Origin of the sequence: Borreliella burgdorferi B31, assembly GCF_000008685.2 — a bacterium.
Lineage (GTDB): Bacteria > Spirochaetota > Spirochaetia > Borreliales > Borreliaceae > Borreliella > Borreliella burgdorferi.
Window position 1 is genome coordinate 15,443 of sequence record NC_001852.1, and the last position, 14,324, is coordinate 29,766.

A 14,324-nucleotide genomic window follows, 5' to 3' on the forward strand; every position below is an offset into this window, starting at 1 on the left:
TAAAATTAAATTTTCTAAATTTGCAAGTACTGATTCATTTCATCTTGTATTTTTAAATACAAGCTATCATTTCCCATTTCTTTCGCCTTACTTAAAAGTTCCACATAAGTTGCTAAGGTTTTTGCATGTTTTTCATCAATTTCGGCTTGTTCTTTTTGGCTAATTGGTTTTACTGGCTTGTAGCACCAATTAGAGCTTAATCCAAATTTTGAAAGTACCGCATTGATGAATGGCGTTACCATTAGTTTGCATATCTGCTCAATGTTTAGGTAAAAAATATCATAGTTGCCAACGCTGCCTTCTCCAGAAGGAGATATTGGATACAGTATTTCTTTGGGAATTCCTGAATGAAGTGTTATGTCTGATACAATGATTTCAAAAGCATCTTTTAGTGGGCTTACAGATCTTGTTACATTAGCAATATCATCTTCTCTTCCGAGTATCATCATTTTGTGGTTACTATCAAGAACCCCCTCAATGTTTTTTTTAACTTCAGCCAGATCATATGCAGTCATATCCTTGACTGATGGCAGAGTTGCTGATTTAAGGAAAGTAAAATTATTTACCCTTAAAAACCCTACCGTTTCATTAAGTAGCGTGTTCATAATATTGCTGCTTTTTTTTAGAGACTCAAAATTTAGAAAAGAAGACTTCATGGTAATGATTCTGCTTTCATGTATATTTTTTAAGAAATAAGATCCCCCATCAACAACTTCACCAAAGTTATAGCAAAGACAAGGAAACCCTTTTTTTAGTGGCTTGTGTGGATCATCGGAATCTGGAACTACTATATAAAAATGGCTTTCTCCAGACAAAATTGCTGTATAAACCATTTTTTTGATCACAGCTCTGAAATTATTATCAAATAATTTTGAAAGTCCATCATCGACTTTGTGCTCAATATCTCTTGAAGATGCAAACCCCGCGTAAATTTCAGCTATTTGATGCGCAAGCCTTAATTGATCCTGGTGTGGTGTGTATTCACTTACTGGAAATAGTTTTGTTTCTTTAGGTTTTTTGAAAAATTTCATTCTAAACATTAGAAGCTCCTTTAGCTAAAAACCGATATGGCATTGAGAAATGCCGGGATGTATACCAAATCTTTTTGCATAACAAAATTTGTAACTTCGCTATCTTCTGCACTAGATTCATCATAATAATATTCAGTTTCGTTGAACTCTGAAATTACATCAGTGGTTTCGGGTTTGTTTACCACATTAAGATTAGACGGAATCAAATAGTCTGAGAGTGAATACAAGTTTCGTTTTTTTGCAAGCAAAGTACCTCTACCAAAACGAGAAAATACATATTTGAGTTCTTCTCTTGCTGTTGGCAATACAAAAACCCCTTTAAATTTATTAATTTCGGATTGGTAATCAGTTTTTGATAGTAAAACTTTACTACATGCGTTTGTAATAATTACAACTGGAAGATAGGAAATTCTTCCAACAAGAATTTCTAAAAAACAAATTCTGTTGCCTTTAACGTGTATTCCTGTATAATAGCTTCCATTAGCTCTGGAAAGAATTTCGGGACCACACACATTAAATTTTTTAATTAGCCTTGCTGTACCAAAATCAAACTCTTCTCCTAAAACCTCAATTCTAAAACCAATGTCATTGCCATGATATGCAAGTCTTTGTTTTTCAAGCCAAGCTTGTACGTCTCCACCATTTAAAAATGGGTTGTCACGGTAAGTGCTTTTGATTATACACACAGCAGGATTGTCTTGATTTGATAAGTACCTTTTGTATAGCCAATGTGATTTAGGCACCGGATTGCTTGACATATAGATTCTGCCGCCTTGTTCTCTCATTGTAGGGACAAGCATTTCTATATCATCAGCGCTAAACTGATTGGCTTCTTCCAGCCATAAGTCCTTAAAATGCGCATAAGATTTTAAATCTCTTGTATCATGCCCCCCTTCAAAAACAAAAGCACGTTTTTTCCCAAAAATCAAACTCTTACTTTCAATTTTTGCTTTGCTTATATTGAAAAATTTTCTTAAGTTGTATATGCTTAAAAGTTCTAAAATTTCTTTGTGTATTGATTGTGTTGTTTTGTTTTTCTTTTTTCTAATTGCAAGGGTATCTCCGCCATCAGCACTAAATTTTCTTTCTAAATTAACAGTTGCAATGTCGTAGGTTTTACCAGTTCCCCTACTTGAGTAGTATATGAAAATTTCAGCATTGGGCTTTTCTTTGTAGGCATCAACATATACTGGAAGTCGCCTTAGTCTCATAGTTCACCCTTGTTAATAATTTTATTGATTTCTTCTTCGGTATAAGAACAACTTTTTACAAAATTCGTACTTGTATTGTTTCCAATAATTAATTTTTCTTTGTTAATAATGTCTAGCACTAAATCTTCAGCTTCGCTCATTTCAAAGACCGCAAAAAACATTCTGAATGCATGTAGACTTGTTGCTAACACATTGCTGTTTGAAAATTCAAACATTTTGTTGACAAACAGTCTAAGCAACGCTTGTTTGCTGGAATTGTGTACAGTTTGATTATCAAAAGAAAGTTTTTCTTCTATTAATTTTTTTAAATTTTCTTGAATTTGTAAATTGTCCATAATTTTTCTCCTAAAGATCGTATCTGTAAAAAGATATATAGCAAGTGTTTTTAGGTTTTGTTTCTTTTGAACCACTTTGACTTGTGAAAGGTGGTAATAAATATTCGGGGTCTATCTCTTCATAACTATAGCCTGTAATAAAGGGAGACATAATCTCCTCAGCCCAATACCAAGTATACCAAGTATCAGCACTACGATAAATCATTGTCATTCTTTTTACTAATTTGCCTTTAAAATTAATTCTACTGAAGTCAAGATCATGATCGTGATTCTTATAAGAATCTTCTTGTGTATGCCCTAAGCTTCTTGTACCGTCAGAATCGGTGGAGCCGCCAGAATCATAGTGTCTCAAGAATCTGCCCGACAACTTGGGTGCTGAAGATATTCCTAAAACTTTATATGCGTAGCAATTGCTTGGCAAGCTTCTTCCGTCTGGAATACAAAATTTGTTTGTGTTTGTAAATGCTTGAATCAATTTGCTTCTTGTAAGGATTGATCCTTCCATTGCAAATTTGGCAGTCAAGGTACCTACGGGTGTTTTTTCCAAGAAAAACAAAATCATATGTTCTAAATATTCAATAAGTGAATCTAAACTTGGTGCATTTTTAGTAATTTCATACTCTTTTCTGTTATCAATGTTTTTCCCATCGCATATTGAGAAAGTAAGCTTATCTTTTAGCAAAATTGGTTCTCCAAGAGAGCCCTGGTATCCCAGCGAGTCTATTTTATTTCCATTTCTGAATTGGATTCGAGTTTTAGTGTTTTCGAGTTTCTTTTTTATTTCTGTGTAGTCTTGTTGTGTTATCATTGATTTTACCTACCAATCATATCTGTAGAATGAAATATAACATGTATTTTTGGGTCGTGTTTCGTCATCTCCACTGTATTTTGTGTAGGAAGGGTATCGCCACGACTGTATTGGTTCACCGTATTCTATATGAGTAACAAAAGAGGTGGAGCCTGTACTCCAATTAGAATCTCTTCTGATGGAGGAGTAATCAGTCACAAGTCGCCCTCGCAGACTATCCAATACGCTCAAGTCAAGATCATGATCGTGACTCTTATAAGAATCTTCTTGTGTATGCCCTAAGCTTCTTGTACCGTCAGAATCGGTGGAGCCGCCAGAATCATAGTGTCTCAAGAATCTGCCCGACAACTTAGGTGCCAAAGATATTCCAAACTTTTCTTTTACAAAACAATTGTCTGGGAGAGGTCTTCCATCTGGAATACAAAATTTTTTAGTATCTTCAAAAGCTTGTACCAACTTGCTTCTTGATATAGATCCTTGCTCGACGAATTCTGCAGTTAAAAATCCAGGATAAGTGTTTTCTAAACACCAATTAACTAAGTCTTTTAAATAATCATCTATATTTTCGCCAATAGGGGGCTTGGTATTCTTGTTAATGGGATAATATTTTCTATTAGTAGTATCTTTACCATTGCAAATAGCAAATAATTCTTTATCTTTAACAACAATAGGTTCGCCAAGTTTGCCAACATAATTTTTTGCTTCTTCCATAGTTCCAACGCCAAATTGAATTTTGATATTGTCGGCTTGAAGTCTTTTTTTGATGTTTTCAAAATCATCATCACTTAACATCTAAGCAACCTCCTGTTTGTCTTTAGTGTTTTCCATGTAAGTGCTAAGATCAAGTGTTCGCACCCCTGCATTTGATTTTCTTGCTAAATTAAGGGCAAGTGTGTTTTTTACAAAAGTATCGCGTACGATCAAGTCAAAAGCATGATTTTCAAGTCCAACTTTATTTTCTGTAAACGTATTGTTACTTAGTCTTGCGCTAGTAATATCTTGTAAATGCAGCGCAGTACCGCTATTTTTGATAAACTGTGTGTCGGTTATTTTCAAACTTGAAAAGTTGGAAAGCTTAAGCGCATTGGTGTTGTTGGTAAAGAAGCTTTCTCTAATTATTGCATTAAGTCCATTTGCAACTGATGCAGTTTTGCTTCCTTGAGCATTAACATTAATTAGTGTTAGATTGGTAACATTTTCTATGTCAAAACTTTGATTTGTAGAATCAAAATTTACATCTTCAAGTAAAATTTTTTTTGTTTTTTTGAAATGCAATGCTTTGTTTAATGCGCACGTAAATGTGACATTTTTGATGTACACAAAGCTTGCATCTGTAACATAGACTGATGATCTGGCCTCTTCTTGCAATGAATATGATGAGCAGAGCACTACAACAGCGGGCTGTGTAAAGCTTTTGTCTTCTAGGTAAGGTGCCAGTTCTTGTTGGTTTAGATCTCCTCCGTTAATGTAAAGTTCACTCATTGGTTGTTGACATATATTGACTCCAGAAAGCCTGAATGATTTTTCTGATGTAAAAATATGTTTAGAAAACCCCGTGCTTCTTATGAAAACTTCGTCATCGCCTTCGATTTCTAAATTGTTTAGTTTTACTTGATCATAAATGTAAAAATCGCCTTTAAGTAGTTTGATCTTGTTAAGTCCAGCTTGTTTTGCAAATTCAATTGAACCATTTAAAGTATTTTCGTCTTTAAACCCGGAGGCTTTAAATTGGTAAGTTTCGGCCCCATCATAATTAAACGGTGCAATAACAACTTTGTGAGCCCCAGACAAATAGTCGCTTATTCCTATTTTGGTTGAAGTTGTAAGGTATTCGTAATGAGTGTAGTCACCCCAAGTGATTCCCTCGTACTCGTAAAGTTTGATATCCAGATCGAAATTAGTAATTTTTTTTGAAAGTATAAGGAAAAAATGATCAATCCCAATATTGTCAAGTCTAAGTTTGACAAAATCGGTTATATTTAGATTCTGCATTGACCTAAAATTAACAATAGTGTGTCCTTTGACACGTAAGTTTGTTAGGAATTCAAAAAGTCTTAATGCTGAATCTTCGGAAAAAATGAATCTGGTTGTGTATTCAAACTTTTTAGAGTAAAAATCATCAGCATTGTCGGTTTGGAGTACATTTTGAGCTATTGTGTAGAAAACATCACCATAAATGTCAAAGTGGTAAATATATTTGGAGCCTTGACTACTAGAAGTGTTTCTAAACCAAAGCTTAGCCTTTGTTGGAAAATATTCTTTATTTTCAAGCTTGATGGAGGAGTCGGCACTAAACCTTACTTCAAGGTTATGAGTTGAGATTATTGCTAAATGTTCATTTATGGCGTAGTGGTCGTGCCAAACCTCGCGCCTTTTGAAGTCCCATTTGTAAACTGTATCTAACCAGCTAGGATCGTATTCTTGAAAAACACTGCTTCCGACCTTGTCTGCAAAGTCGGGGTACACTACGCCTTTTTGAAGAACTGCAACGTACAGTGCACCATCGGTACCAGCAACATTGATTGGGGCTGAGTACAGTGGTCGTTTTTTGGACATTGCTTCTTCTTTGCTTTGGAATTTGCCTTCTCTCCAAATAACTTTAGTTGAATCGTAGCTACTGGAGCTACTTTTTGACATAACATAACTTTCAGCATCCACAGTACAAATTTCAATTTCTTTAGTAATAACTTCGCTTTTCCAAATTGGAAGTATTTGTAGTTTGCCGACTGAAGAGAAAGTGTATGCGTATCCGAATTCATACAACAAGGCTTGCAAAATAGTTTCTACATCTTCTCCAGAATCAATGATTACAGCGGGGACTTTGTCAAGTATTGCTTCGCTAGCATCATCATCAATAAGGTCTTTTAGTTTAGTTTTTTCTATTATTAGATGGACAAGTGAAAGTTCTTTTGCTAAAGGATTGTATACAAAAAGCCAGTCTGGTAAAAAATTGATTGGGAATTGAACTGGATTTTCGAATGCAATCTTTAGTAGGCTAGAGTAGTCGTTAACGGTGAATGATACACTTTTGGTGCTATTGAACAGATCTCTGCTGAAAAATTTTTCTAGAATTCCCCTAAAAACGGGGTTATTCTTATCATTTACTTTTACGAAAATGTCTTCGTTTCTGAAGAATAAGAAATTCAAAAATTCTTCTGATAGGCCGCTTACACTAAAGCTGAACGTGCTTGCTGCTGTTTTTAGGCTTGGATCAACTATTTTTTCTTCTAGAACAATGCTTGTAGTGTCAACAAAAGGGGTAAGTTCAAAAATTTGACCCTCGTCCGTGTAGAATACAATATCAAGCCCCAAAGAAGTACAATTTTCCGATGTATCTTCTTTGGGATTTGAGATTTCTTCAGTTTCGGCACCTTTTTCGGTTTCTTGATTTAAGGCTTCGGATTCTTGACTTGAATTGTCTTGATCTTTCAACTTAATACAATCCTTATCTTCTGCTGTATTTTTTGTAACACCCAAATACAATCGGTTCGGTTTTTTCTATGTATCGATTGTAGTAGGTAATTCGATTTTTTAGTATATTTGTTTCTTTAGTTCCATTTTCATCGCCAAACACGGGATCAAAATTTTCAAACACAGGAAATTTGTCATTAGGATAGTATTTGATCACATAAGATTTTACAGTCAAAAGCCAAACATTTAGTGCGGTTGAGTATCTAAAAAGTTCTGCTTCATCGAGCATTAAATTTTCAATATCTTCTTTGTTTGTTAGGGTTGGTTTTTGGGGAAGTGATGGTATTGATTCGCAAGAAAGAAATAGTAACAGTAGCCAAAATATCCCTAAAAAATTAATTTTTGTCTTTAAATTTTTCATTATTTGCCCCCTTGAACTTGATTTTGTAAATCTTTTAACATTTTGCTTGTGACTTCGTCTCTAAGCTTTAAAAGCTTTTTGTATTCTGAAAAATCACCTCCAGAATCTTTGTAAGCTTTATAAGCTTGTATTGAGAGTTCAATTGTATCTTTGAGTCGTTTATCAATTTGCTCAACAGCTGCTTGATCTTCATTGTTTTTTTCGATTTTGTCTTTAATGTAGAGTATGAATTTCAAAAGTGAACTTGTAAATGTCATTCCTTCGTTTACAATATCTAATTTTTCGCTACCAAAAGAACTTTCAAGTCCCTTTAGAAGTGCATTTTTGACGTCTACTGCGTCTAGTAACTCATTAATGTTTTTAATTGCGTTCATTACGCTACCTCCAAATTATTTCTAAATTTTGCACTGTAAAATTCTAGTCTATCCTTTACGCGCTCTAAAATTGCTTTATTTTGAATTTTAAATGCTCTTAAAGACTCCAAGTGTCCGTTTGAAACAGTTTTAGAATTGCCAAGTGAATCCCAAATCACAGTTTTTAGGTCACTGTTTAAGATTACAAAATGGTAAAAATTAGAACTTGTGTCTTTGTACTTACCAATCAAAATATCAGATTCTGATGGGATATAAGAGGTTGGATGATGTTTTTCTTCGAAGAAAATATCTTCATCAATACCCAAGTTTGCAAATATTGCATTTGGAGAATTAACAAATGCATTGTCACCCCTTAGGCAGCCTTTACTTACAAGACCTTTGAAAAGTAAATCAATCTCAAAACAATCAAAACATTTTTCAACGCTGTTTTTGATTTCTTTTACCACAAGTCCAATAAATAAAATACAAAGAAAATAACATCCAAATTTTGAAATAACCTCATTTTGTTCTTTGAATTGCATTTGCAAGGGCACGGCAATTCTGTGAATTTCCACTTCTTTTACAGTTTCTTTGTAAGAATTTTTGAAACATGCTGCACTTTCGAGTAATTCCGATTTGTACTTTTTTATAAAGTAGTCTTTCAAAAGTTTGTAGAAAAAATTGTAAATGCATAAAAACATTTTGTTATTCATTTGCTTTCTCCAAGTTTTCTAAAATTTTTTTCTATTTCTTCTTTTAGAAGTTCTTGTATTTTGATTCGATCTTTTGAGAAAATATTTCTAACTTCCAATATCAAATTTTCTTTATTAACCGCGTTAATAAATTCTGTAGTTCTTTTTAGTTCTTCTTTTAGTTCTTCTTTGATGGAGTTTTTCATTTCTTCGAATTCAGATTTAATCTTGGCATTGTAGTAATCTTCGAGTTCTTTAAAGATTTCGTGTTTGGCTTTTAGGACTGAAGTTTTTAGATCAGCCATCACCCCTTTAAAAGCGTATGTGCCAAGCCCAGAGATAGATATTACTAGCATTGCTACAATGCTGCCAATAATATTTATTTGTTTTTTTACTCTTGTCATATAATTCCTTTATTTTTTTAAATTTTTAAAAAAACCATATTTTACTTATTTTTTAAAAAATAAATAAAATATGGTCTAGCTAGACTGGATTAAAAATCCAAGTGTTATCCAACAATGTCAAAACTATTACATTATTAGGTATTTCGTAATTGTATAACGTTTTTGCTAAAAATCAAAAAACCAAAAATTTTTTGGATTTTTTTAAGACAAAAAACACGAATTGATATATACTTTACGTGCATGGAGAGGCTTATTTTTTAGGAAATGCGTCTTAAAAAAAAATTTTAAAGGAAAATAAAGTTTAAGTCGCGCTGCATGCAGCGCGACTTAAGCCTCGGACACAAAATAAAGTTTATGTGTAAGAGGATATGTAAACATATATGAATAAAATATTATTAAATAATGCTAGACTTAGTAAAGTGTTATTACATGAATTGCTTACCAAATTGGTAGCTTTAAACAGTAAAAAAGAACACTGTCCTAACACGATTAAAGTGTCTCAAGTTGAATCACTGATCAAAAAAATGAGATCAAACCAATACGATAGGCTTTTAAAGGTTTATTGGGTGATTGATGTCAAAAATCAAAATTACAAAAACTCTTGTGGAGTTGATCGTTATTCGGCGTGCGATATTTATAGACTGGTTGCTGATCTGCTCAAAAAAGATGGCAAAAAGGTTGTTAGTGTGCGCACTGTGCAGCGGGATCTTAAACTGCTTAACGAAATTGGCTTGATTAAAACTAAGTTAAGAAAGTTCGGTAATAAGGACAACAAAGGAAAAGGAAGCATTGCTCATTATATACAAAATACTGAGCTTGTAGCTTATCATAAGGAAATAATTTGGGAACATCTTGTTCAATTACTTTATGAAAAGCTTGAGAATAAAAAAATAGTTGGTGATTTTGACGAAGACATCAAAAATGCGGTGTTTAATGTTTCTAAGACTGCTAAATTTTATAATGCTAACAATCCATTAAAGGATCTTTCCGATACGTCCAATGGGGCCTCTAATTTCTCTAACAATTTTTCAGATAAATTTTCTAGACATTCAGAAAGATTATCTGAAAATATTTTTTTGAAATCTTCATGCGACACTGTCTTAACTAATCAGGATGTTGACAGTCGCACCACAATGTCGCGCCACTCGCCACCGGCTGTATTTAATAAAGCTAATATAAGCTATAGTAATTATAAGAATTCAAAGAATTCTTTATGTAATTCAAAAATTCAAAAAAACAATATTAATTTTGAAAAAAAAGATATTGAGACTAAATTGATCGAAAGGAATATCCCAAAGGATTTTCTTAGTCGCATAAAAGATCTTAGCAATAATCCTACAACTTACAAAAATGCACTGTATAATCTGGATAAGGCCTTAGACGAGCACAATGAGAGTAATTTGAAGTATGTGCTTGAACACTTTTTGGATCAGTTTTCTATTTATCGATATAAAGTTTGGATGATGATGAAGCGTAGGGATGGGGTTATTAGCGATTATGAGGTCATTTGGAAGGAAAGGTTTGGGGAGTTTGTTAAGAAAAAAGTTGAGCTTAATGATTATGTGAAAAAAGTGCTTTCAATGGAGGCTAGAGAAAGAGAACAGCGTAGTAGAGAGCGTTTGGAGAGGATTAATGGTCAATCGCAAGCACAAGTGCAAACGCAAACAGGAGAATTGTCAAATAATCAGGAGCAAGATAGCGTAAATACGCCGCCGGAGAGAATTTACTTAGGGGAGAATAGAAATAACATCTATGGAAGAAGTAACATCGTTAAGGATTCCTTGGGCTTTAAGACAATTAAAGGAATTACTCTTGAAAGCCTTGGAATTGATAAAAAAGCAATTTAAGCCTAGGTGGCTTTAGGAGGTAAAATGAGAATAAGAATGAAACATTTAGTAAGAAGGCTTTACTTAAGAAGGGACAAGATTTGGCATGTTTACAGAAGTACGGAAATTCAAAACAAAGCTAAAGACAAAAGCATTACTAATTTTCCTAAATTAGAACCAGAAGATTTTGACTATGAGTATATTTACAAGTTCGTGGATGAGTGGATTCAGAAGAAATACAACGATAAATTAGGGTTTACCATCCAAAAGGTAGATGGTCTTGAATATATTTGTAAGGCAAAAAGGTATGCAAGTTTAAAGAAAATATTGGCTAGGATTGTCAAAGACTATAAAGATATATTTCTTGGCAGGTTGCAAAAGAATGTTGCTGGTGCACAAGCGGGATCCGGGGGGAGTGGAGGTAAGGGGAGCAAGCCGGCGGGAACAGGAGGATAATATTAGTTCACAAAAATAATAAGGAGGAAAATATTAGCTTTAGAATAGTAAAAAGACCAGTAAAACCCGCAAGTTCTGAAAAGGTTGTTGAAACTGATAAACAGCAGATACCTTTTCAGAATCATTCTTTTTTTAAAAAGGAAATTATTGGCGATAAAACCAATTACCATACAAGGTTGATGAATATTTATAAGGGTTGTCGGGCCTATAAACATAAGTTCTGTGCTTATTTTATAAATACTTTTAGCAAAGAGAGAAGATTTATTATGCTGTACCCCATAAAGGAGGGAGATGCGTTTTTAGGTATATTTTATGGGTACAATAAGGTTAAAAATAATCCATTTTACAGAGATTATACTTCTGTTTGTAGCTTTTCTAAGAAAATATTTAAATCTTTTAACAAATCGTATTTTATTGAATTTAGATTTAAAAAGGGGAGTGTGTTTTTGTATCTCCACACTATAGCTTATTTGCTTAGGGATAGAGATAGCTATAATAGGGAGCAGAAAAAATTACATATGCGTCTGATGGAGCTAGAAAAAGGAGTATTTAAGTTTTATGGTCGAGATTTGAATCCCCAGGGCGAAGGTATTATAACTAAGTGGATAGATAAAATCAATCAGAAAAAGTTGGGCAAAGAGGATAATCCTAGTTTGCTTCGCAGTCTGCTACGTAGTCGACTGCGTAGATTTTGAATTTACAATGTTACTAAAGGGTAAATTATGAAAGTCGCTAGTCTTATAAGGTCAACTTGTGAAAATGAAAATTTAATTTTGCGGAGCGGATTTAGAGATCTTGATGCTATTATACAAGGCTTTAGGGAATCAAATTTTGTAGTAATTGGAGCACGGCCCAGTGTTGGTAAAACGGCTTTTGCCCTCAATATTGCTCACAACATATGTTTAGAACAAAATTTGAGTGTTGGATGGTTTACATATGAAATGACAAGTAAAACTGTCACTCGGAGGCTTTTGTCGATGAATTCGGGCATAGAACATAATAAGTTGCTTGACAATATCAGTTCGCTAAATAAAAGTGAACTGGACGCTTACCATAAATCAGTTTCTGAGGTTAGTAATTTTTCTTTTTGGATTAATAGCGTTTGGGGTACTGACATACATGAGTTAGAAGATAAAGCTAGACAAATGAAATTGAACCACGATGTAAAAATTATCTTTATTGATTACATTAATTTGATTCCCGTGTCACAGAATAATATTCCTCGTTTTGAACAAGTTGCATTTTTGAGTCGTAATATACGTTCGCTTGCACTTGAACTTGGAATTCCAATAATAGTTGTATCTCAAGTTTCCAGAAGCGCTGAGGTTGTAGAACCTAGTTTGGCAACTTTGGGAGAATCGGCAGCATTACAATGGCATGCAGATATTGTAATTTTTTTACATCAAGAGAGGAAAAAACGTAAAGGGCGGAATACTTCTAAAGGTAATAATACAACTAAAGTAAAAGTGATAGTTGCTAAAAATAGAAACGGTTATATTGGGATTGCCAATTTAGGTTTTACTCCAAAAACTATAAAATTTTCGAATTGAAATTTAGATTTGTTAGATTGTTAGATTTTGTAAATATTCTGTTATTTGGCCTTAATTTGTGTTACAATGTATTTAGTAGGTGAGTAAATTATGAAATCATCAGTAGTGACAACAAGTATTACTGAAGAGCAAATATATAAAGAGTTTCTGCGACTAGGTATGGAACAACTAATAGCTCAAGATTTATCAAAAAGATATTATCACAATGAACTTACATATAGAGATTTAGAAAATTTAGAAAAGCAATTTGGCATAAAGTTTGACAATCTTGTTACTAAGATTGATACTGTTAAAAGTGAACTTACTACTAAGATTGATAATGTAGAAAAGAATTTACAAAAGGATATATCCAACTTAGACGTTAAGATTGATACTGTTAAAAGTGAACTTACTACTAAGATTGATAACGTAGAAAAGAATTTACAAAAGGATATATCCAACTTAGACGTTAAGATTGATACTGTTAAAAGTGAACTTACTACTAAGATTGATAACGTAGAAAAGAATTTAGATACTAAGATTGATAACGTAGAAAAGAATTTAGATACTAAGATTGATAACGTAGAAAAGAATTTAGATACTAAGATTGATAACGTAGAAAAGAATTTGCAAAAAGATATGTTTAGTTTGGAACAAAGGCTAGAAATAAAGCTGGAAGCCAATAACAAACTTCTTTTGGAAAAGCTGGAAGCCAATAACAAACTTCTTTTGGAAAAGCTGGAAGCCAATAGCAAAGTTCTTTTGGAAAAGCTAGAAGCCAATAACAAAGTTTCTTCAGAAAAGCTTAAAGTCAGCAACAGAATAGTTATTATTGCAGTAGTAGTTGTGCCCACTGCTATATCTATTCTAACTCCCTTCATTACGTCATTAATTAGCAATTATTTCAAATAGAAATTGCAAAGAATTCTTTACTTTAATCAAGAAAAAAAATTTTAGATATAATGCGCTTTTGTAATTTGCAAGTATTTTTGTAGATTCCCAGTTTTTTTAGGTTAGCATTAATGTATAGCGTTAGAGTATGTAAATTTTTGCAAGGTTCCTTTTCAGCAATAAAATTTGAAATCAAGTTTGTAATAGTAGATTTAAGCTCGTTGGAGCTGTTTTTATAATAATTCAGATTGTTTTGATTGAGCTTTAAAGGTGCAAATGATTTAATATAGTTAAGCTTTTGTGATAGATTTAATATGCACGGCGTGTTAACTAAAAAGATGCTTTGTGAATTAGAGTTGTGCCTAACTTCATTTGGTGTTTCTTTAGACTTTGCAATCAAAGAGTAAACAATTCTCAGTTGTTTAGTAGTAATGTCAAAACCAAATATCTTTTTTGCCACATAATTAATTCTGGTTGTATTAATAGATATCAATCTATTTTTGTCTAGATTTTCAATACATCTGGAAATTTTATTAGAGCAAATTAGGGAATGTGTTTGAATTTGTAAACCGCTGTCCAATGTATAAGAAATTGTATCAGATTGGAAATTGTAAGGAGTTTTTATGTTTTGATTTTTCAGATGAGTTAATGGAATTCCAGCAGCCATAATAATTCCAAGTAAATGGTGTTTAGTGCTAGAAGAATTAATAAGATTCTCGCTAATTAAAATAAATTCATTCGGATTTATTTTATAAATTTTTTTTTGTTTGGCAAATTTACCTTTTAAAAAAAAATTGCATAAAAACATATAAACATTATATACTTTTTTGTAAGAATTTCAAAAGAAGTTATAAATTTGTAATTTGGAGATAAGATTTGGTATTCATGAAACATCTAAATTAAAAATTTGTAATTTGAGGTTAGTGCCTAGGGTTTTTGGTTTAAATGTTAACCCG

The 14,324-nt window shown here is 32.7% G+C and carries 16 protein-coding genes; 5 read left to right on the forward strand and 11 right to left on the reverse strand.

Features of this window, described 5'->3' with window-relative positions; translation table 11 throughout:
* Positions 1 to 14 precede the first annotated feature (14 nt).
* Genes BB_RS04590 through BB_RS04635 form a run of 10 tightly spaced genes read right to left on the reverse strand, consistent with a single transcriptional unit; the run spans position 15 to position 8,666 of the window.
* Positions 15 to 1,040, reverse strand: a complete 1,026-nt coding sequence (locus tag BB_RS04590) for an anti-CBASS protein Acb1 family protein (protein WP_010890295.1) — start codon at positions 1,038 to 1,040, stop codon at positions 15 to 17.
* A gap of 11 nt (positions 1,041 to 1,051) precedes the next feature.
* Positions 1,052 to 2,242 carry a PBSX family phage terminase large subunit gene (locus tag BB_RS04595; protein WP_010890296.1) on the reverse strand — a complete coding sequence of 397 codons (1,191 nt, stop codon included), beginning with the start codon at positions 2,240 to 2,242 and terminating at the stop codon, positions 1,052 to 1,054.
* Complete coding sequence (locus tag BB_RS04600; protein WP_010256648.1) at positions 2,239 to 2,577, reverse strand: hypothetical protein; 339 nt, start codon at positions 2,575 to 2,577, stop codon at positions 2,239 to 2,241. Before BB_RS04600 ends, BB_RS04595 begins: the two co-directional genes overlap by 4 nt.
* A 10-nt stretch (positions 2,578 to 2,587) precedes the next feature.
* Complete coding sequence (locus BB_RS04605; protein ID WP_010890297.1) at positions 2,588 to 3,385, reverse strand: hypothetical protein; 798 nt, start codon at positions 3,383 to 3,385, stop codon at positions 2,588 to 2,590.
* A gap of 9 nt (positions 3,386 to 3,394) precedes the next feature.
* Positions 3,395 to 4,177: a hypothetical protein gene (locus BB_RS04610; RefSeq protein WP_010890298.1), complete on the reverse strand. Its 783-nt coding sequence runs from the start codon at positions 4,175 to 4,177 to the stop codon at positions 3,395 to 3,397.
* Positions 4,178 to 6,817 (reverse strand): right-handed parallel beta-helix repeat-containing protein, encoded by a 2,640-nt coding sequence (locus BB_RS04615; RefSeq protein WP_010890299.1) that lies wholly within the window; start codon positions 6,815 to 6,817, stop codon positions 4,178 to 4,180.
* A 13-nt stretch (positions 6,818 to 6,830) separates the two neighbouring features.
* Positions 6,831 to 7,217, reverse strand: a complete 387-nt coding sequence (locus BB_RS04620) for a BBA14 family lipoprotein (RefSeq protein ID WP_010890282.1) — start codon at positions 7,215 to 7,217, stop codon at positions 6,831 to 6,833.
* Positions 7,217 to 7,591 (reverse strand): hypothetical protein, encoded by a 375-nt coding sequence (locus BB_RS04625; protein ID WP_010256627.1) that lies wholly within the window; start codon positions 7,589 to 7,591, stop codon positions 7,217 to 7,219. Before BB_RS04625 ends, BB_RS04620 begins: the two co-directional genes overlap by 1 nt.
* On the reverse strand, positions 7,591 to 8,283 hold the full coding sequence (locus tag BB_RS04630) for a DUF261 family protein (RefSeq protein WP_010890287.1): 693 nt from the start codon (positions 8,281 to 8,283) through the stop codon (positions 7,591 to 7,593). Before BB_RS04630 ends, BB_RS04625 begins: the two co-directional genes overlap by 1 nt.
* Entirely contained in the window at positions 8,280 to 8,666 is a 387-nt protein-coding gene (locus tag BB_RS04635) for a hypothetical protein (RefSeq protein WP_010256620.1), read from the reverse strand. The genes BB_RS04630 and BB_RS04635 overlap by 4 nt, the downstream gene beginning before the upstream one ends.
* 380 nt (positions 8,667 to 9,046) lie before the next feature.
* Here BB_RS04635 and BB_RS04640 point away from each other — a divergent pair, with 380 nt between their 5' ends.
* The 5 genes from BB_RS04640 to bdr all read left to right on the forward strand — a co-directional run bounded on the left by BB_RS04640 (position 9,047) and on the right by bdr (position 13,389).
* A complete protein-coding gene (locus BB_RS04640; RefSeq protein WP_010890288.1) occupies positions 9,047 to 10,513 on the forward strand; it encodes a plasmid maintenance protein in 1,467 nt (488 codons plus the stop codon).
* A 24-nt stretch (positions 10,514 to 10,537) separates the two neighbouring features.
* Positions 10,538 to 10,948 carry a hypothetical protein gene (locus BB_RS04645; protein ID WP_010890303.1) on the forward strand — a complete coding sequence of 137 codons (411 nt, stop codon included), beginning with the start codon at positions 10,538 to 10,540 and terminating at the stop codon, positions 10,946 to 10,948.
* A gap of 179 nt (positions 10,949 to 11,127) precedes the next feature.
* Positions 11,128 to 11,643 (forward strand): DUF226 domain-containing protein, encoded by a 516-nt coding sequence (locus BB_RS04650; protein ID WP_010890289.1) that lies wholly within the window; start codon positions 11,128 to 11,130, stop codon positions 11,641 to 11,643.
* A 27-nt stretch (positions 11,644 to 11,670) separates the two neighbouring features.
* Positions 11,671 to 12,498 (forward strand): DnaB helicase C-terminal domain-containing protein, encoded by an 828-nt coding sequence (locus BB_RS04655; RefSeq protein WP_010890290.1) that lies wholly within the window; start codon positions 11,671 to 11,673, stop codon positions 12,496 to 12,498.
* Between the two features lie 90 nt (positions 12,499 to 12,588).
* Entirely contained in the window at positions 12,589 to 13,389 is an 801-nt protein-coding gene (gene bdr, locus BB_RS04660) for a Bdr family repetitive protein (RefSeq protein ID WP_010890291.1), read from the forward strand.
* A 22-nt stretch (positions 13,390 to 13,411) separates the two neighbouring features.
* On the opposite strand, the gene BB_RS04665 is transcribed toward bdr, so the two are convergent.
* Positions 13,412 to 14,176 (reverse strand): hypothetical protein, encoded by a 765-nt coding sequence (locus BB_RS04665; RefSeq protein WP_010890304.1) that lies wholly within the window; start codon positions 14,174 to 14,176, stop codon positions 13,412 to 13,414.
* Positions 14,177 to 14,324 lie beyond the last annotated feature (148 nt).

What these genes read in the sequence shown, in the direction of transcription:
- BB_RS04590 (WP_010890295.1), bottom strand. Translation starts at nt 1,040, where the DNA reads ATGTTTAGAATGAAATTTTTCAAAAAACCTAAAGAAACAAAACTATTT.
- BB_RS04595 (WP_010890296.1), bottom strand. Translation starts at nt 2,242, where the DNA reads ATGAGACTAAGGCGACTTCCAGTATATGTTGATGCCTACAAAGAAAAG.
- BB_RS04600 (WP_010256648.1), bottom strand. Translation starts at nt 2,577, where the DNA reads ATGGACAATTTACAAATTCAAGAAAATTTAAAAAAATTAATAGAAGAA.
- BB_RS04605 (WP_010890297.1), bottom strand. Translation starts at nt 3,385, where the DNA reads ATGATAACACAACAAGACTACACAGAAATAAAAAAGAAACTCGAAAAC.
- BB_RS04610 (WP_010890298.1), bottom strand. Translation starts at nt 4,177, where the DNA reads ATGTTAAGTGATGATGATTTTGAAAACATCAAAAAAAGACTTCAAGCC.
- BB_RS04620 (WP_010890282.1), bottom strand. Translation starts at nt 7,217, where the DNA reads ATGAAAAATTTAAAGACAAAAATTAATTTTTTAGGGATATTTTGGCTA.
- BB_RS04625 (WP_010256627.1), bottom strand. Translation starts at nt 7,591, where the DNA reads ATGAACGCAATTAAAAACATTAATGAGTTACTAGACGCAGTAGACGTC.
- BB_RS04630 (WP_010890287.1), bottom strand. Translation starts at nt 8,283, where the DNA reads ATGAATAACAAAATGTTTTTATGCATTTACAATTTTTTCTACAAACTT.
- BB_RS04635 (WP_010256620.1), bottom strand. Translation starts at nt 8,666, where the DNA reads ATGACAAGAGTAAAAAAACAAATAAATATTATTGGCAGCATTGTAGCA.
- BB_RS04640 (WP_010890288.1), top strand. Translation starts at nt 9,047, where the DNA reads ATGAATAAAATATTATTAAATAATGCTAGACTTAGTAAAGTGTTATTA.
- BB_RS04645 (WP_010890303.1), top strand. Translation starts at nt 10,538, where the DNA reads ATGAGAATAAGAATGAAACATTTAGTAAGAAGGCTTTACTTAAGAAGG.
- BB_RS04650 (WP_010890289.1), top strand. Translation starts at nt 11,128, where the DNA reads ATGAATATTTATAAGGGTTGTCGGGCCTATAAACATAAGTTCTGTGCT.
- BB_RS04655 (WP_010890290.1), top strand. Translation starts at nt 11,671, where the DNA reads ATGAAAGTCGCTAGTCTTATAAGGTCAACTTGTGAAAATGAAAATTTA.
- bdr (WP_010890291.1), top strand. Translation starts at nt 12,589, where the DNA reads ATGAAATCATCAGTAGTGACAACAAGTATTACTGAAGAGCAAATATAT.
- BB_RS04665 (WP_010890304.1), bottom strand. Translation starts at nt 14,176, where the DNA reads ATGTTTTTATGCAATTTTTTTTTAAAAGGTAAATTTGCCAAACAAAAA.